This is a genomic window from Bacteroidota bacterium (genome assembly GCA_016713925.1).
GTDB lineage: Bacteria > Bacteroidota > Bacteroidia > AKYH767-A > OLB10 > JAJTFW01.
In genome coordinates, this window is record JADJOH010000007.1 from 413,566 (window position 1) to 432,439 (window position 18,874).

Annotated in this window: 11 protein-coding genes and 8 pseudogenes; 11 read left to right on the plus strand and 8 right to left on the minus strand. The window is 36.9% G+C overall.

What is annotated here, in order from left to right; translation table 11 throughout:
- Window positions 1–14 precede the first annotated feature (14 nt).
- Window positions 15–2,871 (minus strand): annotated as a pseudogene (gene uvrA, locus IPJ86_09735) (excinuclease ABC subunit UvrA).
- A gap of 188 nt (window positions 2,872–3,059) precedes the next feature.
- On the opposite strand from uvrA, the pseudogene IPJ86_09740 reads away from it, so the two are divergent.
- From IPJ86_09740 to IPJ86_09775, 8 genes and pseudogenes are all read left to right on the plus strand, one after another.
- Window positions 3,060–3,392 (plus strand): annotated as a pseudogene (locus IPJ86_09740) (PKD domain-containing protein).
- 441 nt (window positions 3,393–3,833) lie between these two features.
- A pseudogene (locus IPJ86_09745) lies at window positions 3,834–4,382 on the plus strand (PKD domain-containing protein).
- Between the two features lie 183 nt (window positions 4,383–4,565).
- Window positions 4,566–4,859, plus strand: a pseudogene (locus IPJ86_09750) (PKD domain-containing protein).
- 9 nt (window positions 4,860–4,868) lie between these two features.
- Window positions 4,869–5,129: pseudogene (locus tag IPJ86_09755) on the plus strand (PKD domain-containing protein).
- Between the two features lie 711 nt (window positions 5,130–5,840).
- Window positions 5,841–6,104, plus strand: a pseudogene (locus IPJ86_09760) (PKD domain-containing protein).
- A 276-nt stretch (window positions 6,105–6,380) separates the two neighbouring features.
- Window positions 6,381–6,845, plus strand: a pseudogene (locus IPJ86_09765) (PKD domain-containing protein).
- Between the two features lie 126 nt (window positions 6,846–6,971).
- Window positions 6,972–7,334 (plus strand): annotated as a pseudogene (locus tag IPJ86_09770) (PKD domain-containing protein).
- A gap of 144 nt (window positions 7,335–7,478) precedes the next feature.
- Window positions 7,479–8,912: a PKD domain-containing protein gene (locus IPJ86_09775; protein MBK7887558.1), complete on the plus strand. Its 1,434-nt coding sequence runs from the start codon at window positions 7,479–7,481 to the stop codon at window positions 8,910–8,912.
- On the opposite strand, the gene IPJ86_09780 is transcribed toward IPJ86_09775, so the two are convergent.
- From IPJ86_09780 to IPJ86_09790, 3 genes are all read right to left on the minus strand, one after another.
- Entirely contained in the window at window positions 8,890–9,831 is a 942-nt protein-coding gene (locus IPJ86_09780) for a YihY/virulence factor BrkB family protein (GenBank protein MBK7887559.1), read from the minus strand. The genes IPJ86_09775 and IPJ86_09780 overlap by 23 nt on opposite strands.
- Window positions 9,828–10,664 carry a carboxylating nicotinate-nucleotide diphosphorylase gene (gene nadC / locus IPJ86_09785; protein ID MBK7887560.1) on the minus strand — a complete coding sequence of 279 codons (837 nt, stop codon included), beginning with the start codon at window positions 10,662–10,664 and terminating at the stop codon, window positions 9,828–9,830. Before nadC ends, IPJ86_09780 begins: the two co-directional genes overlap by 4 nt.
- Window positions 10,665–10,785: 121 nt before the next feature.
- The gene (locus IPJ86_09790) at window positions 10,786–11,178 is read right to left on the minus strand and encodes a DUF4783 domain-containing protein (protein MBK7887561.1); all 393 of its coding nucleotides are present in this window, start codon (window positions 11,176–11,178) and stop codon (window positions 10,786–10,788) included.
- Window positions 11,179–11,342: 164 nt separating this feature from the next.
- On the opposite strand from IPJ86_09790, the gene rlmH reads away from it, so the two are divergent.
- A complete protein-coding gene (rlmH, locus tag IPJ86_09795; protein ID MBK7887562.1) occupies window positions 11,343–11,813 on the plus strand; it encodes a 23S rRNA (pseudouridine(1915)-N(3))-methyltransferase RlmH in 471 nt (156 codons plus the stop codon).
- A gap of 278 nt (window positions 11,814–12,091) precedes the next feature.
- Here the strand turns inward: rlmH and IPJ86_09800 are convergent, their stop codons facing one another.
- The gene (locus tag IPJ86_09800) at window positions 12,092–13,009 is read right to left on the minus strand and encodes a glycosyltransferase (GenBank protein ID MBK7887563.1); all 918 of its coding nucleotides are present in this window, start codon (window positions 13,007–13,009) and stop codon (window positions 12,092–12,094) included.
- Window positions 13,010–13,122: 113 nt separating this feature from the next.
- On the opposite strand from IPJ86_09800, the gene IPJ86_09805 reads away from it, so the two are divergent.
- Together IPJ86_09805 and IPJ86_09810 are read left to right on the plus strand one after the other, a co-directional pair.
- Window positions 13,123–13,755, plus strand: coding sequence for a hypothetical protein (locus tag IPJ86_09805; protein MBK7887564.1), 633 nt, complete (start codon window positions 13,123–13,125; stop codon window positions 13,753–13,755).
- Window positions 13,756–13,870: 115 nt separating this feature from the next.
- On the plus strand, window positions 13,871–14,494 hold the full coding sequence (locus IPJ86_09810; GenBank protein ID MBK7887565.1) for a hypothetical protein: 624 nt from the start codon (window positions 13,871–13,873) through the stop codon (window positions 14,492–14,494).
- A gap of 10 nt (window positions 14,495–14,504) precedes the next feature.
- Here the strand turns inward: IPJ86_09810 and asnB are convergent, their stop codons facing one another.
- The 3 genes from asnB to IPJ86_09825 all read right to left on the minus strand — a co-directional run bounded on the left by asnB (window position 14,505) and on the right by IPJ86_09825 (window position 18,613).
- Complete coding sequence (asnB, locus tag IPJ86_09815; protein MBK7887566.1) at window positions 14,505–16,388, minus strand: asparagine synthase (glutamine-hydrolyzing); 1,884 nt, start codon at window positions 16,386–16,388, stop codon at window positions 14,505–14,507.
- A 220-nt stretch (window positions 16,389–16,608) separates the two neighbouring features.
- A complete protein-coding gene (locus IPJ86_09820; protein ID MBK7887567.1) occupies window positions 16,609–17,502 on the minus strand; it encodes a glycosyltransferase in 894 nt (297 codons plus the stop codon).
- Window positions 17,492–18,613 (minus strand): glycosyltransferase family 4 protein, encoded by a 1,122-nt coding sequence (locus IPJ86_09825; protein ID MBK7887568.1) that lies wholly within the window; start codon window positions 18,611–18,613, stop codon window positions 17,492–17,494. Before IPJ86_09825 ends, IPJ86_09820 begins: the two co-directional genes overlap by 11 nt.
- Between the last annotated feature and the right edge of the window lie 261 nt (window positions 18,614–18,874).

Genomic DNA, 18,874 nt, shown 5'->3' on the forward strand with positions numbered 1-18,874 from the left:
TCGTTTATTTTACGCTATACTTTAACTAAAGTTCTATTGGATTGGATTTCTTTTTTAAGATACTGGGCTGTAACAGAAGATTTGTTTTTTATAATTTCTTCAGGTGTGCCTGTGCATAGTATGTTGCCTCCCCGTGAGCCTCCTTCAGGTCCGAGATCAATAACATGATCTGCCATCCGGATAACGTCCATATTGTGTTCAATTACTAAAACAGTATTTCCTTTATCAACCAATTTGTTTAATACTTCCAGTAGAATTCTTACATCTTCAAAATGCAAGCCGGTAGTGGGCTCATCAAAAATGTAAAATGTATTGCCCGTATCTCTTTTAGAAAGTTCTGCAGCCAGTTTTACACGCTGAGCTTCTCCTCCGGATAAAGTAGTGCTTTGTTGACCAAGTGTAAGATATCCCAACCCTACATCTTTTAAGGTGCGGATTTTATGTAATATCCCGGGCATGTTTTCAAAAAAATCTACAGCATGTTCAATGCTCATATTTAATACGTCATTGATTGATTTACCCCGATAACGAACATCCAGTATTTCCCTGTTGTATCGCTTCCCATTGCAACTTTCACATATGACATAAACATCCGGTAGAAAATTCATTTCAATGGTCCTCATTCCTGCTCCCTGGCATGTTTCACAACGACCACCTTTTACATTAAACGAAAACCATCCCGGAGGATAGCCTCTAACTTTTGCTTCATTCAATTGAGCATAAAGATTTCGAATGTCACTGAAAACACCGGAGTAGGTGGCAGGGTTTGATCTGGGCGTTCTTCCAATGGGACTTTGATCTATTTCAATGACCTTGTCAATATGTTCTAAGCCTTTCACTGACTTATAGTTTAATGGCTTGGTAAGAGATCTGTAAAAATGCTGATTAAGGATGGGGTAGAGTGTTTCGTTAATTAAAGTAGATTTACCACTTCCTGAGACACCACTTACACAAATGAACATGCCTAATGGAAAATCGACACTAACATTTTTCAAATTGTTTCCTTTAGCACCGTTTAATACCAGTGTTTTTCCGTTACCTTTTCTTCTTTTCCCATGAGTAATATGCATCTTTCCGGATAAGTATTGGCCGGTAAGTGAATCCGATTCAATGAGCTGATCGGCATCACCACTCGCTACAATCCTTCCACCATGAATTCCGGCACCCGGGCCAAGGTCTATGATATGGTCTGCTGCCAGTATTGTTTCCTTATCGTGCTCCACCACAATAACCGAATTACCAAGATCACGTAAATCTTTAAGGGATTGAATCAGTCGTGTGTTATCGCGTTGATGCAATCCGATACTGGGTTCATCTAAAATATACATTACCCCAACAAGTTGTGATCCAATTTGAGTGGCGAGACGTATGCGTTGTGATTCTCCACCTGAAAGTGACTTGGAACTTCGATTAAGAGTAAGGTAGTCGAGGCCGACGTCTAAAAGAAATTTTATTCTCTTGGAAATTTCTTTTAAAATTTCTTTAGCTATGGTTAATTGTTTTTTGGATAGTTTTTTATCAATGGATAAACTCCATTCATAAAGAAGAAGTATATCCATTTCGGCGAGTTCGGCAATATTCTTTCCGTCTATTTTAAAGTGAAGCGCTTCTTTTTTTAAGTCGGGAACCATTGCAATCAGAACAGGGGATGTAAGCCATAAATCCCTGTGCCCATTTTTTGAGTTTTCCCGATGAATTCGATTCGTTTAGCTGTGCGGAGATAAAACTTGCTATTCCCTCGAAGCTCATCGTGTAGCTGTTTACTGAGCCGGGTGTAAAATCTTTTTCAACGGTGAAAATTTCGTTGGAGCCATAGAGTATAACATTCAATGCTTCCTCTGAAATATCTTTTATCGGCGTCGCCATGGTGAAATCGAAGCGCTTGCCGATAGATTGAATCTGTTGATATATCCTGGAGTCTTTATATTCTCCCAGCGGAGTTATTCCTCCTTGTTTAATAGTTTTTGAAAAATCGGGGATCACAGTATTAATATCGATTTCCGGAATAGTGCCCATGCCATTGCATTTCGTACAAGCACCATAGGGGGAGTTAAATGAAAATGTATTCGGTGCCGGTTCATCATAAGAAATACCGGAAGTGGGACACATGAGATGCTGACTTAAATGACGGACTTTCTTGTCTTTTTCATTTAAAACCATCATGGTTCCTTTACCTTGTTTTAATGCGGTTTTAATGCTTTCATAAATTCGGAAGGAAGCGTCCTCATTGATATGTAATTTGTCAATGACAATTTCAATATCATGCGTTTTGTATCTATCGGCCTGTAAACCTCTCTTGATTTCAGTCAACTCGCCGTCTATTCTTACTCTAACAAATCCTTGTTGTGCAATCTGCTGGAAAAGTTCCCTGTAATGACCTTTTCTCCCTTTTACAACAGGTGCAAGTAATAAAATATTTTGATCGTCATATTGATTCATGACCACTTCACGAATTTGCTCATCTGACATACGGATCATTTTTTCTCCGGTGAGGTAGGAGTAAGCATCCGCCGTTCGTGCAAATAGTAATCGAAGGAAATCATAAATTTCCGTCACTGTTCCAACAGTTGATCGGGGATTTGTATTGGTGGTTTTTTGCTCGATGGAGATGACCGGACTTAAGCCCTTTATTTTATCCACATCCGGCCTTTCCATGTTTCCAAGAAACTGACGAGCGTAGGCCGAAAATGTTTCCATGTATCGCCGCTGACCTTCTGCATAAATGGTGTCAAATGCCAAAGAGCTTTTTCCGCTGCCACTTAGGCCGGTAAGGACAACCAATTTATTTCTCGGAAAGGTGACATCTATATTTTGCAGGTTATGAACTCTTGCTCCATATACCTCAACCCATTCTTCTTCTGATAACTTCATAAGGAAACCTTACACTTATAATTGAACTGCAAAGGTAGAATATGATTCCTTGAATTTGTAAACTTTTGTTTAACAATCTGTTGGCTAAGTGACTCTGATTTAATCATATATATATCCGGTGGATCTTACAGTTGAAATGTTTGCTGATTATTTGATAAGTATTTAAACGCCAATACTTAAATTATGGTATGCCAGGGAACTTAATACTTCTGAAGTCGTATGAATGCCATATGATTTCTGATAAGGTTCTGTTTCTTAGGCATAACACTCTCATCGGCAAGGCATCCCGCTTATTGCTGATGATGATAATTGTATTTGTCTCAAAGGTGCATGCGCAGAATCCTGTAGCTTCCTTTTCGGTGCCATCTTCACAAGGCTGTGTACCTTTTAATGTGCAGTTTAACAACACCTCAATCAATGCTGTTTCCTATCAATGGAGTTTTGGAAATGGCAATACCTCTACATTGGCAAATCCGAGTAATGTATTTACAATTGCCGGAACATATACTGTAACATTGACGGCATTTAGTTCAAATGGCAGCTCCAATTCATACTCAAGTCAGATTATTGTTCAGCCAAAACCTGCGGCGAACTTTTCTGTGGATATCAATTCAGGATGTCAGAATAGTCAGATTTTCACTTTTACGAATTTATCTACAAACTTTGATTCTTGTAACTGGGATTTTGGTGATGGAACAACAAGTAATCAGTGGAATCCAACACATATTTATAATTTATCGGGAACATTTAATGTAACACTCGTAGTTTATAACAAGGTTTTAGGTTGCAGTGACCTATTGGTGAAAGGATCATTTATCACAATTCTGCCGGCTCCGTCTGCAATGATAAGTGTAAATGATACTTCAACATGTGATAACAATTTTAATTTTCAATTCACGGCATTAATGAATAATGCAGTAAGCTGGAATTGGGATTTTGATGATGGTAGTTTTTCATCGGCTATGAATCCAATGCATGTTTTCACTGATACAGGTTATTTTAATGTTTCACTTATTCTTACCAGTTCCAACGGTTGTGTGGATAAGGTGTATGCTCCAACTCCTGTTCATATAAAATGGAATCCACTCCCTGTTGCAAATATTAGTCAGGATACAGGCTGTATGCCTCTTAATCTTTCTTTGAATACTACCTACTACTCAAATACACTGTATAGCTGGAATCTGGGCAATGGAATAACAAAAACAGGCTCCACCGTCTATTATAACTACCCGGATAGTGGAATTTTTCCGGTTACATTAACTGCAACTTATTCCAATGGTTGTCAGCGACAGGTGAATGCAGGTCCTGTAGTTGTTCATCCAAGACCGGTTTTCGTTTTTTGGATGACTAACCATACCGGCTGTGCACCATTGAATGTACAATGTGTGAATCAACCCGCTGGAAATTACACCTGGTTATGGGATTTTGGTGATGGTACCACTTCTACTCAGCAGGTTCCGTCTCATGTATATACAGCGCAAGGAGTTTATAGTGTCAACTTAACAGGGACAAGTGTCAACGGATGTACTTATTCCTATACACAGAGTTTGAAAATTAATGTGTTTTCTCCCAATGCAGCTTTTTCTACAGATGTTTCATCAGGTTGTCCTCCTTTATCCGTTAATTTCAGTAATAATTCTACTATGGCTTCCGGTTATCAATGGGACTTTGGAGATGGGACAACATCGACTCAGATTCATCCAACCCATGTGTATACCTCGCCGGGAACATACACTGTTAAATTGATAGCATCTGACGCGGGAGGTTGTAAGGACACCTTAATCGTGGTGAATAAAATTACTGTTTCGGCAGCCACCGTTAATTATCAAACACCACCTGATATAAACGGATGTGCTCCATACCCTGTGAATTTTTCTGATGCTTCAGGTGCTGCCTCATTTTTGTGGGATTTTGGTGATGGGACAACATCGACATCTGCAAATCCGTATCATGTATATACTGCACCGGGAATTTATGTGGTTTCCTTAACAACATGGATGCCTAATGGAGGGTGCGAACAACATATTTCAAATTTTCAAACTTTTAGAATCGACGGTGCTGAACCAGGTTTTACTTATACCATTTCGCCATGTCCTCCCTATGAAGTTATATTTACGGATACATCATTAAATGCAGCAGGCTGGCAATGGAGTTTTGGAGATGGAGGAAGCTCAACTTTACAAAATCCATCGCATTTTTATCCCGGTCCGGGTTCTTATAATGTAACTCTTGTTGTAACTACACCCTTAGGATGTACTACAACATTACAGGCAAACAATAGTGTAGTCATTACAGGATTGGGGGCAAGTGCCTCAGCAATTTGTACAGATACAGTTCTTCCATTAGATGTACAGTTTTATGCAAATGCTACAGGTGCTACTTGGTGGATCTGGAGCTTTGGAGATGGCGACTCTGCTTTCGTAAGTGATCCACTTCATACTTATACTACCGCAGGACCATTTACAATTTCACTAACTATTGGAAATGATAGTTGTGTATATACTTATACTTATCCCCCAATAAAATTTGGTAGTTCGCAAGGTACAAGCGGTGGATTAGGCGGTGGGGTACTTCCACCTCCTCCGCGCGTTTATCATTGCGCTCCCTATACGGTATCTTTTTCGAATCCGGATATTACCGCCCTGGCCTGGTTATGGGATTTTGGGGATGGTCAAACATCAAATTTATCTTCACCTGAGCATATTTATTCGGATAGTGGAGCTTTTGTGCCGGTATTGTATTTAACAAATGTATTTGGAGTTGTTGATACTTTTATTTTTAGTGACACCTTTTACGTTGTAAAGCCGGTTTCAGATTTTAATATTGTTTCTACAAATTTATGTGCAGGCGTATTAGTGGATGTCAGTACAAATACACCCGGATTAAATTATCTCTGGAATTTCGGAAATGGTGTTACTAATACAACCGCGACAGCATCTTATACCTATCCGAATTTGAACGGTAGTTATATGATAAGTTTAAATATAACGGATACTTTTAATTGTGAATCATTTGTTGCGAAATCATTTTCTGTAAATGCTACCAGCCCCCTTTCATCTAATGTGAGAAGAGGGTGTGCGAATGATTCTATCGCTTTTAATGCAGGTAATATTAATTACGATCAATATTTATGGGATTTTGGTGATGGAAATGTTTCCAATTTAAAGAACCCTCTCCACGCGTATAGCGATAGTGGTATCTATGTTGTTAGCGTACAGGTTACAGATATTAATGGATGTGTTCAGAATTTTCCACTGTCTTATGCCGTGGAGATTTTTAATCCGAAAGCGGATTTTACATATACAACCCCACTCTCAAATTGCGAAACAGGAACAGTAGTTGGACTTTTATCAAATTTGTCAACAGGAAGCACTTCCTGGTTATGGCAGTTCGGCGACAATACTACCTCTAGTTTGTTTGATCCTTTGGTTCATAATTTTTATTTACCGGGCTTCCAGGGATACTATGGGATTACTTTAATCGCCAGTAAGAATATTTGTAGTGACACTATGACCATTGTGAATGCTGTTTATGGTGCTTCACTGGTGGCAGATTTTAATTATACATCCGGTGTGAATTGTGTTCCGGCAATTGTGGAATTTACGGATGTGAGTATTGATGCAGTAAGTTGGTTCTGGGATTTTGGTGATGGCGATACTTCTTCACTCCAACATCCGGTACATGTCTATAATACGAACCCTGCTGATTCAATTACCTTGACAGTTCGGGATATGTATGGCTGTGTCAAGACGAAATCACTTCCTTCTCCTCAGTTGACGGCTGCAGCTTTTTCTATTTCCGGAGATGGTGGATGCGCCCCATTCAATGTGACTTTTAGTGACTCCAGTAGTAATGCCGTGAGTTGGAGTTGGCAGTTTGGTGATGGTGCTGTTTCGAATGTACAACAACCAACCAATTCCTATGCAAGTGACGGTTATTATGATGTTACTTTAATTGTTACGTCTGCATCAGGGTGCAAGGATACACTGGTCGTAGACTCGATGATCGAAGTGAATACTCCTGTTGCAAATTTTTCGGTCGATACTTTGGAAGGATGCTCTCCATTGTTTGTTAATTTTACTGATCTAAGTTTAAATGCCGTGGCATGGAATTGGAATTTCGGAAATGGAAGTTATTCAGCGAATCAAAATCCTTCTTTAATTTATACAAATCCGGGTTATTATGATGTGCAATTGATTTCAGAAAATAAGTTTGGTTGCTTAGATAGTATATTAATAGATAGTCTGGTGTTGGTGAGAGGTGCTGTCCCATTATTTACTGTTTCATCTGTTTCAGGCTGTGCTCCACATGCAATAAGTTTTGCCAATGTATCACAAAATAGTGTAGCCTATGAATGGCATTTTGGCGATGGTACAGAGGATACAAGCAGTAATCCTGTGCATGTCTTTACTGAACCCGGTACCTATACGGTTTCTTTATATGCATTTGATTCCTCCGGGTGTTCTACAATTTACACTTACCCTCAAATTATAACTGTAAGTTTAAGTCCTGTGCTATCTTATTCAGTCGATAATATCGTGGGTTGTACACCACATACCATTCAAATTACGGATACATCCACTGTTGCCGATAGTCTTGTTTGGTGGATGGGAGATGGAACGGTTATTACAGGAAATAATCCAACACATACTTATACCCAGCCGGGAAATTATAGTATTACCCTGATCGCATTTAATGCAGAAGGATGTTCTGATACACTTGTATATGCTGATACTATCATTGTCAATATTCAACCGATAGCAGATTTTTCGGCTGATATACTCGAAGGCTGCAGTCCGGTTGAAATTACTTTTACGAATAACTCTTCCGGATTATCGAATCCTGTTTATGAATGGGATTTTGGTAATGGAGATGTCTCGATGCTTTCTGATCCTTCATATACCTATACGAACCAAGGTGTGTATACAGTGTCCTTGATTGTTACAAATGATCAGGGGTGTTCTGATACTTTGGTTAAAACAGACTATATTGATGTTTATGATCAAAACCCGCCTCCTGTATCCGACATCTATCGTGTAACGGTGAATTCACCGGATGAAGTCTTTATGGAATGGCAAAAGACAATGGTGAATGATCTTGACTATTATGTCGTTTATCGAAGAAATGCGATGACCATGGTATATGATAGTATAGGGCAGGTGTTTCAATCCAATACCGGTGTGAATAACAATATACCGTTTTTCGAAGATTCCGGCTTGAATACGAATACATCAACATATGCTTATAAAGTACAGGCAGTAGATAAATGTGGACTTCGTGTTGATTTCTCTGCTCTTCGCGCGCATGAAACTATTTTACTAAATGCAGTGGGTGCTCATCAGCAGGTAGCTCTTACCTGGAATCCTTATGGAGGATGTTCAGTTACCGGGTATGAAATTTATAGAGAAGATAATGGCAATGGGGTTTTTCAATTGATAGCGATTGTGGATAGTTTAGTTCATAATTTTGTGGATACTACCGCCGGTTGTCCGGTTCCATATGCCTACAAAGTAGTGGGATTGAATATTTGTGGTGACCCATTGTATCAATCATCAAGTAATTCATCTACGGCAACCCCTACCAGCGATGTGGATGATCAATTTGTAGATATTGTACGTTCCACCGTTGTGGATGATGAATTTGTTTTAACAGAGGGGGGAGAGCCGTCTATATTGCCTTCATTGGTGGATAGATTTGATGTTTACAGATCAACCGATGCAGTTAATTACCAACTTATAGCCTCTGTGCCGGGAACTGCTCATGAATATTCTGATTTTGATGTTTCAGTCGATCAACAGGATTATTATTATAAAATTATTGTACAAAATATTTGCAATGTCGAAGCAAAAGAAGGTTTCATCGGATCCTCTATTTTATTGCAGCGCTTAGAGATGGGGGCAGATTATATTTTAAAATGGACCAAGTATCAACAATGGAATTCCGGAGTGGAAACGTATGTCATTGAAAAACTGAATGGGAATGGTGTTTGGGAAGAAATTGAAAGACTACCGGGCACTGTCACTGAATGGGAAGAGAAGTGATTTTTCTGGCTTTTCGGATCGAGACATTTAATTCATATCCGACCAGTAACACAAACGAGTTGATGTACAACCAAACTAAGATTACGATTAAGGTCCCTATTGATCCATATACCTTATTGTATTGTCCAAAGTTGGTGATAAAATAATTAAATCCAAGTGAGGTCAAGACTATTAGTAAAGTGGCTAAGGATGATCCGGCTGAAATAAATTTTAATTTATCATGTTTGGAAGGTCCATAATAGTAGAGAAGAGATATTGCTGAAAAACACAGCGCCAGTAGAATAATCCATTTTCCAAGGGAAAGCAATACCAGTTGCATGAAATTTGCCAATATTTGCTTTTCTTCCAGGTAGTAGTATACAAACTCTGTTGTTACTATAAGTCCCACTGCCAGAAAGACTAATAATGCAAGAGTAATGGTTAATCCAATTGCCATCATTCGAAATTTCCATGCAGACCGTTGTTCTTTTCCATGATAACTTTTGTTGAACCATGTCATCAAAGCCATAATACCATCTGCAGAAATAAATAATGCAAATAAAAAACCAAATGAAAGCAAGCCTCCGCGTTGATGAAGAATGATATCTTCTATTGTCTCTCTTGCACTATCGAATGTGTTTGCCGGTAAGAAATCTTTGATAAGTGATAACAACCTTTCTGGAAATGATTCGATTGGTATATAGGGTATCAGAGTAAAGATGAAAATGATAGTAGGGAATAGGGCAAGAAAAAAACTGAATGCCAGTGATCGTGCTCTTGTTTGCAATTCCCCTTCATTCAAACGGGTGAAAAAGAATTCTCCAACATCATAAAGAGGCAAGCCTTCAAATCCGGGAAGACGCAAGTGTTTTGAAATAACTAAAAGGGGTTTTACCGGCCAGTTGTTGAGGATAAACCGTATAATTTTACTATCACTCATTTTCTTATTTTCAAACTCAGATCAAGACTTTTTACAGAATGTGTTAAGGCTCCAACAGAGATGCAATCGACACCGGTTAATGCATAATCTCGTATGTTTTGAAGTGTAATTCCACCGGAAGCTTCCGTCGCCGTTTTCTTATTTACCAAATCCACTCCTTCTTTTACCAGTGGTGGAGTAAAGTTGTCGAACATAATACGGTTAGCTATTCCGGCAGAAAGTGCTTCCTCGACTTCGGCAAGTGTCCTTGTTTCAATTTCAATCGGCAATTGCAGATGGTTCTTCTTAAGATAGTTTTTTGCTTTCTCCAAAGCCGGCAATATACCTCCGGCACTATCCACATGATTATCTTTAATTAATATCATATCAAAAAGACCAAACCGATGATTGTGGCCTCCTCCTGTTAATACGGCTTGTTTTTCAAGTGAGCGAAGCAAGGGGGTCGTCTTACGCGTATCCATGACCTTCGCAGAGGTGCCTTTCACGGCATCTACATATTTTCGCGTAGTTGTTGCTATTCCACTCATGCGTTGCATGCAATTTAAAACAAGTCGCTCTGCTTTTAAAATACTCTGGATGCTTCCGGAAACTTTAAAAATACTTTCTCCTTTCTCCACCGCTTTTCCATCAACATGTTCACAGGAAAAGTAAAGCTCGGGATCAACAATCTTAAAAATTGTATTTGCGAGTATTAATCCTGACAATATACCGTTTTCTTTTGCCAGCAAATGTGCGGTACCGGTTTGTTTCGGATCAATAGTAGATAAGGAAGTATGATCTCCATCACCAACATCTTCTGCTAATGCAGCATGAATAAAATTTTCTAAATTCATAATATGCAAAAGTGCATATTATACAGCCATTATAACTGATTTAAAAGGGATTTTTAAGGTTTATCGAATAAAAAAGGGCTGAATTTTGTGGAAATCAGCCCTTTTAATTGGGGGTTTTTATTTATTCTTTCATAAATCTCAACTCCTGAATGATGGCATTCCCGCCTTGCTGTTTGATATAAAAATAAGTTCTATAACTTACTCCCTGAGTAGTAATCAGACTTCCAATAGCATATCGTGCGCCTTCTTTAGATTCCCCTTTGTGTATTATTGTGAAAGAACGGGGTTGATTCTTTGAGAAGAAATCCCTCAATACTTGTTCCGCTTGTACCTTGCTATACACCTCTTCCTGAGTAATAATGGTGAGATCAACAGAGTTGCCGAAATACTTAGAAACAGATTTAGCATCTCCGGACCTCAAGGCATTTGCAATATCATCCAATAAGTCAAGTTCAGCCGAAGCAATGTTTACACTCAACAGAAATAAACTTAGGATGGTTATTAGACTTTTCATGGTATTTTATCTTCCGCATGTTGGCAAAATTCTTGCCAAAGGCGGGATACAATTCAATTATTATTCAATTTTACACAATATTAGAAGGTTTTTGGAAGGAATTAACATAAATTGCTTACAGGGTTTTCAACAGGAGTAATTAAAATTATTATATATAAAAACAATTGAAAATCAGAATAATAGCAATTGGTAAAACGGATTCTGGCTGGTTAAAAGAAGGCCTGACAACTTATTTGGAACGGGTGAAGCGTTATTTAAAGATAGAATGGCAGGAAATTGAGCTCAATTCAAACGCTAAAAAAGGTAAGGCGGAGGTAATGATACTGGAGGCTGGTAAAATTCTAGCCTGCATTAAATCTTCAGATTATGTGGTATTGCTTGATGAGAAGGGAAAGCAATATCGTTCGGAAGAATTTGCTGCCTGGTTAAATAAGAAATTCATTTCCGTTCAGGAAGATATTGTTTTTGTGATTGGAGGTCCATACGGTTTTCATGATTCAGTCAAAGCCCGTTCTTCCGAAAAATTATCATTGTCGGAGATGACGTATACACATCAGATGATTAGATTGTTCTTTACAGAACAATTGTATCGGGCAATGACGATTTTGAAAAACGAACCTTATCATCATTCCTGATGCAATAACTTTTTATACACAGAAAGGTAATGCGATACTCCTTTTTAAGACTAAATAATTCGATTGCTTTCTCCCGTATTTTTTCAGGTGAAGTATTTGTTTTTAATTTAAGAATTTGGTGGATCGATTGATCATACGCTTCATTATCATTTGAAGAACAGATGACTCCTGTTCCCGAAATTAAAATGATTTCATCAGTATCGCCTATCCCTTTATTGCACACAACAGGAATGCCCATACTGAGTAATTCACCAATCTTTGTTGGGGAACTTGCAATTTTAGAGTATGCCGGTTTTAATAAAACTTATTGAAATATCTGCAAGACTTAATAACGCCGGTAATTCTGACCGGTTTGCTTTGGTGATTATTAATTTGCTTGAATCAACTCCGCATGTTGATGCCATAGTCCTAAATAATTCAGGAGATTCGTGAGTAATAACCAAAAATTTGCTTTCAGGTTTAATTAAGGATAGCCGTTTGAAAAAGGCAATCATTTCCAGCGGGAGATACCAGGTACTGAAACTTCCCAAATAGGCAAGTATGAAATCTGATGTTTTTAACCCAAGTTTTTTTCTCCAGTTATCTGCATCTGATGCAAGTATTAATGCAGGATTAAAATGATCTGTGTCAACACAGCAAGGTATAACCTGAATCATTGGTGGGTTAGTTGTGTTTGGATTCAACCCCTTGATTACAGGGCAGGCCTTATTCGTTAAAGATATAATTGCATCTGCATTTCCAAATAAGTCTTTTTCTCTTCCTTTGAAATAGTTATAAATATATCGATACAAAGGATTCTTCAAATTCCAGATGTTGCCATCTACTTTCTCATCTACCCAAAGGCCTCTCATGTCAAATAGGAAGGGGATAGAAAACTCCTTCTTAATTTTTATTCCAACTAGCCCTGCAATATAACTTCTGCAATGAATTAAACTGAAATGATAATGCTTTTGCAATTTCCGCGCTAGCTGATGTATTTTATAAATATCAAGAATCGTGCTGAGTACAGGTGGTTTTTTAGTATATGGAATAGGATGCCAAATAATGTTATTTGCATTACAAATGGAGGAAATATGCTTCTCTAATATTTTGAAGTTTTCAGGTTTCTCAGCACTGATCAGATGTATGCTGTAACCGTTTGATGCCAGTCCACATAAATAGGGTAGAACCTGAGACTGCCCTAAAGGGTCTGTCATTCCGTCATATGAAATGTATAGGATGTTTGGCTTTAACACAGAAAGGTTGAATTTTATATCTTCTCAAAAGTAGTGGAAATTACTTTATTTCGTAAGTTCGTATCAAATAAACCATGCAGCACTATTCGGTCTTAGACTTTATTTTATTGCCAATATATCTCCTTGTTATCTTGATGGCTGCGAATATTTATGCTAGAAAGAAAAAAGAGGAGAATCCAATATATAATTATTTCATGTTGGGATTGCTCGCTAAAATTGTTGGTGGTTTGGGACTTGCATTTGTGTATACTATTTACTACCCGGGAGGCGATACTACTGAGTACTTTCGTAATGTAATCGCTGTACAACGTTTGGCCATTATAGATTTCGATTCCTTTTGGCATGTAATGACAGAGCCCCCAACTAATTCTCACTTATATTATTTTAATAATGAAACCGGTTATGCAGTTTATAGCAGGGATCCAAAAGCCTGGGCTGTAGTGAAGCTGGCCTTTTTTATTGTTGCAGCGTCACTTCAAAGTTTTTTAGTGACAACAGTATTGTGCGCAACTATTTCTTTTGCAGGTATTTGGAGACTTTTTAAGGTGTTTGCAACTGAGTTTCCTGACTTGAAAAAAGGAAATGGCTATTTCATTTTTATTCATTCCTTCTGTTTTCTTTTGGGGATCAGGATTACTGAAAGATACTTTTACATTAAGTGCGTTAGGTTTTTTCTTTTCAAGTTTATACAATATATTGGTTCGTAAAGAAAAAGTATTCGGTTCAATCATTGTTCTATTTATTGCCGGATATGTAATCACAGCAATTAAACCTTATATACTTGTGGGGTTGTTTCCGGCAATGATACTTTGGTTGGTGCAATTGAATGTAGGAAAAATTAATGCAAAAACTTTAAGAGTCCTTGCGATTCCATTTGTAATGCTGGTAGGTATTGGATTCGCCTATTTAATCATGCAATTTATGGGAGATTCATTGGCGGAATATCAAGTGGATTCTATTCTTGAAAAAGCTAAAGTGACTCAACGAGACTTGAAAAGTGATTATTATCAGGGGAATTCGTTTGATATAGGTGAATTTGATTCCACACTTCCCAGTATTTTAGGTAAATTTCCAATTGCAACTTTTTCTGCGATTTTCCGGCCATTAATCATAGAAAGTAATAACCTCGTTATGTTTTTCTCCGGGCTTGAAAATCTGATATTACTCATCTTCGCTATACGAGTTCTTATTCTTGTCCGATTTTTGGGAATATTCCGGTTCTTTTTCAGAAATCATTTGCTTACTTTTTCACTTTTCTTTTCTATATTTTTTGCATATTCCGTTGGATTATCAACAAGCAATTTCGGTAGCCTTGTACGATACAAAATACCATGTATACCTTATTTTGTAGCTTCTATGTATTTAATTCGACATTTAAAATTAAAGGAAAACGAAAAATTAAATCTGGAAAGAAGAGATTGGGTTGATAAATCGCATTTTAGTTGACTTAATAACTTTATGCTTGAACATGATGGTCTTTGGCCCATTTGTGGAGAACAATAAGTAACCATAGGCGATTGAATAAATAATTGTTTCCGGATAGAAAATTGTCAATAATTATTTTCACTTCTTCAGCTTTTACAAATCCTGTTTTTTTGATAAGATCGGGATGTAAATAGTCGTCGATTAAATATTTCAATTCATGCTTTAATAGTTTATTTAAAGGAATGGAAAAGCCTTGTTTAGGTCTGTCAAAAAGCTGCTTAGGTACATATTGATAAAGAATTTCTTTTAGAATATATTTCGGTGTATTATCTCTGAATTTCAGATCAGGAGAAATATTAAGAGCATATTCAAGAACTCTATGGTCTAAATAAGGAACACGGGTTTCAAGTGAATATTGCATACTGGCCCGATCTACTTTTGTAAGTAGGTCGTCAGGCAGATAATATATAATATCAAAAAGTGCCTGTTGTTCCATAGCATTGAGATGCCTGGAAGTTTTAGATTTATTATTCAGAATTTCTGAAATTGGTTTAGAAAAATTATTTTCATTTTCTATAAAGTCATTCAGATATCCCGGAAAGGAAAATGGAGTGAACGCAAGATTAGAAATTTCTTTGTTAGAGAAAAAGTATTGCTCCTGTGAGAATATGTGACCCCTCAAATTGTAGGAGGCTGAGGTGTCTATCATTTTGCCAATGCGCTGATATCTCGATGACATATGCCGTAAGATTTCTGATGCAGGTTTTTTTAATAGTTTATAAATGGGAGAAGAAAGTCGTTGAGCCCATTGATAAGAACCATATCCTAAAAATAACTCATCCCCTCCCTCTCCTGAAAGTGCAACAGTAACATGCTCCTTTGCCAGTTTTGAAACCAGCAGAGTTGGAATTATTGAGGAGTCAGCATTGGGTTCATCATAGGCTTCAAAACCTAATTCAATGGAGTTTATCACTTCTTTGTGTGAAATGATAAATTCATGATGTTGAGTTCCAAGATGAGCAGCTACCGCTTTGGCATATACTGCCTCGTTGACTTTGCTTTCGAGAAAGCCAATGGAAAACGTATTAATTTTATTATCTGATAAAGTTGTTGCAATGGCAGTTATGAGACTGGAGTCTATACCGCCACTGAGGAAAACGCCAAACGGAACATCGCTTCGAAGTTGATATCGAACAGAACTAATCAGTAAATCACTCAACTTTGAAATGGCTTCAGCTTTGTTTGTAACGACGGTTGAATGTAGTTTGTCTGATAAATTCCAGTACTTAATTCTTTTCAAACCATTTTTGCTATTTTGAAGATAACAACCCGGATTTAGTTTGAATACATTTTCATAAATAGTATTAGGTGCAGGTATAAAACCAAGATGGAGGAATTCGGCAATCGCATTTTTATTTATATTCAGGGTTATTTCACTTAAACTTTCTATAGATTTGAGTTCGGACGCAAAGACTATATTTTTGCCATTCCAAAAATAAAACAAGGGCTTAATGCCAAGCCGATCTCTGAAAAGATAGAGTTCCTTTTCAATTGTATCATAAATAGCAATGGCAAACATTCCGTTCAAATGATTTACAAAATCAACCCCGAAATGTAAGAATGCCTCTAAAATAACTTCTGTGTCGGAAGTAGTAGCGAATTTAAAGTCTTTGTTGCCGGGAAGTTGTAAAATGCGATTGCTGATTTCTTCAAAATTGTACACTTCCCCATTGTAAACCATTACGTACCTCTTATTCGAAGAGTACATAGGCTGATTCGCATTTACAGATAGGTCAATTATAGAAAGTCTGCGGTGCCCAAGTCCGCAAATGCCATCAAAGAAGTATCCTTCTGCATCAGGTCCTCTATGAACAAGTTTGTCTGTCATAGTATGAAGCTGATCTTCATTATACACTGAATTATAATATAGAAATCCTGCTATTCCACACATGCTGAGTTTTACTTTAAGAAAGTTGAATGTTTAGGCATAATTAGATTTATTAAGAGATTTCTTTCCGTAGACTTTCTTTTTGAATTTGCAAATGATTAATAAATATAGTGAAGTTTATTTTGATGGGTGCTTTTACTTTTGAGATCGCAGGATGGATATGCTCATTTTTCGGGCAAAAATCAAATTAAAGAGTGATAGGAGGAGATGTTTTCCAATTCCCAAGCATTCTTCTGTCTATTATACATAGAGGATGAAGTACAATGGCTTTAAGAAGAAATTTAAATCCTTCAAATGGATGTCCATCGAGAATTAAATGTAATGCTATATAGGTGTAAGAATGTGAAATGATGCGGTTTTCATATTTCCCAAATTCTTCAAGTACTTTTTTATCCTGGAAAATATAGTGTAACAGCAGTTTTTTTCTGGTTAGTAGTTTTTCCAGCTCTATTTGAATTACACTCCTTTTATCATGAGCAATTAAACATGCGGTAAGCGTTGTATCTTTTACTGAGCCAAAATGTACAGAAAGCCGAATCCATAGTTCCCAATCTTCAGATCCTGATAATCTGCGGTCTTCTACAAATGGAAATTTTAAGGCTTCCTCACGTTTAATAAAAACTCCCAAACAACTTAATGGATTTCCATCCAGTAGAAATTTTATGCCATCACCATAGTTGATGTCATAGTTGAGTTTTTTTCCATTCGTGTTTCTCACTTCATACGCCTGATGATAAAATACGGGTCTGTTTTTATTTAAGAGGACAGTATTCGCATTCGAAAGATAGTTTGAATAATATTTATCATCTGAATCCAAAAATGTCACATAATCTCCTTTTGCAATTTCTACGCCTCTGTTGCGTGCAGCTGCTCTTTCAGAATTTGTAATGTTTAGTATTTTGAGTCTGGAATCAGTAATGCTTCTTAATACTTCCAATGTATTGTCTGTGCTACCATCATTGACAACAATAACTTCAAAATTCGTATAATCTTGTTGAAAGACGGAATCAAGAGATTTTAATATAAATGCCGCCCTGTTATAGGTCGGTATCACAATTGAAAAAAAGAGATTATCCTTCATAAATACTGTACATTTTGAGTAGTGATTTTTCAAAACTAAATAAGTTCAACACATCTTCTCTTCCCTGTAAAACTAATTTCTCTTTAAGCGAATTGTTTTCACATAATCTTTTCAAAGCACTGTATATCGCTTCTGAATTTTGAAATGGAACAACTAAGGCGTTTTTTTCATCAACTATAAAGTCCGGAGCAATACCGGATAACGTAAAGATCGACGGAATTCCTGCAGCAAGAGCTTCTATATATACCTGACCAAATGCTTCAACAGACGGATCTATTGGAGCGTGTATGAAGTAGTCAAAAATACTGTAGAGTGAAAAAAGATCTCTTTCAAATTCAATTTTTATGTAACTGTCGGATGGCAGTTTTGAGAGTAAATCATTAATTGTGTTGCTGTAATCACCGGATGCATTAGCCATGATAAGTAAAGCATCGGGTTGAGTTTTAAGTATTCTTTCAAAGGCAGGAATGATATACTGCAAACCTTTTAACTCAATAAATCGCGATATAACTCCAATGACCGGGCGCTTCCCTCTATTATTGTATTTTTCCCTCAGTAAAGCAGAGCTTGTTTTATTGATGTGTATAAAGTTTTCAAATTCGAATCCATGTGGAATAACAACGACCTTGGATGGGGGAACATTTTCGGATTTTATCAGTACTTCAGCTACATTATTGGAAATAGCAATGATATGTGTTGCGATCGTATTAATGAATTTGTCAAATTTTACCATGTGCGGATAGTAAATCCGGTTATAGGTAGCATGATGCCTTGTATATATCCTCTTTTTTATAAATGCTATTCTTGCTGCAGCGAGAGAAATTAATCCTGCTTCCAGCAGATGTGCATGAACGATATCCGGCTTATCTTTTACAAATTTTACTATCAGACGTAAAAATATTTTAAAGTAATCGAACTTATTTCTGCAGGGTAAAAATGTAGATTTTATTCCTTTACTCCTTAGTATCTGAAGAAGTGCCGGAGATGACTTACTTAAAAAGATAAAACTAGAATCATACTTTGTAGTATCTATATATTTTGAAAGCCATAAAAAACCGAGCGAATAATCAACTCCGGAAATAACAAACGTTATCTTAATTTTATCCTTCATTCCTTTACAGGAAGCCTTAAGTGTGTTTTAAACAATTGATTCACAATATTATATTAGAAAAAATAAGTACGTTCTATTGTCTATTTTGTTGTTTGGCAATTTCAAAGATAGTTATTTTGAATTATATATATATATGGTTGATATTCAGTTGAAATTTTTGAATTGTGATTGGATTATGATTTCACCTTATGAGGTTAAAAGCGAATGCTGATGGTCGTAAACCAATTTTCCGGTTGCCATTGGTATTATCACTTGAGACTT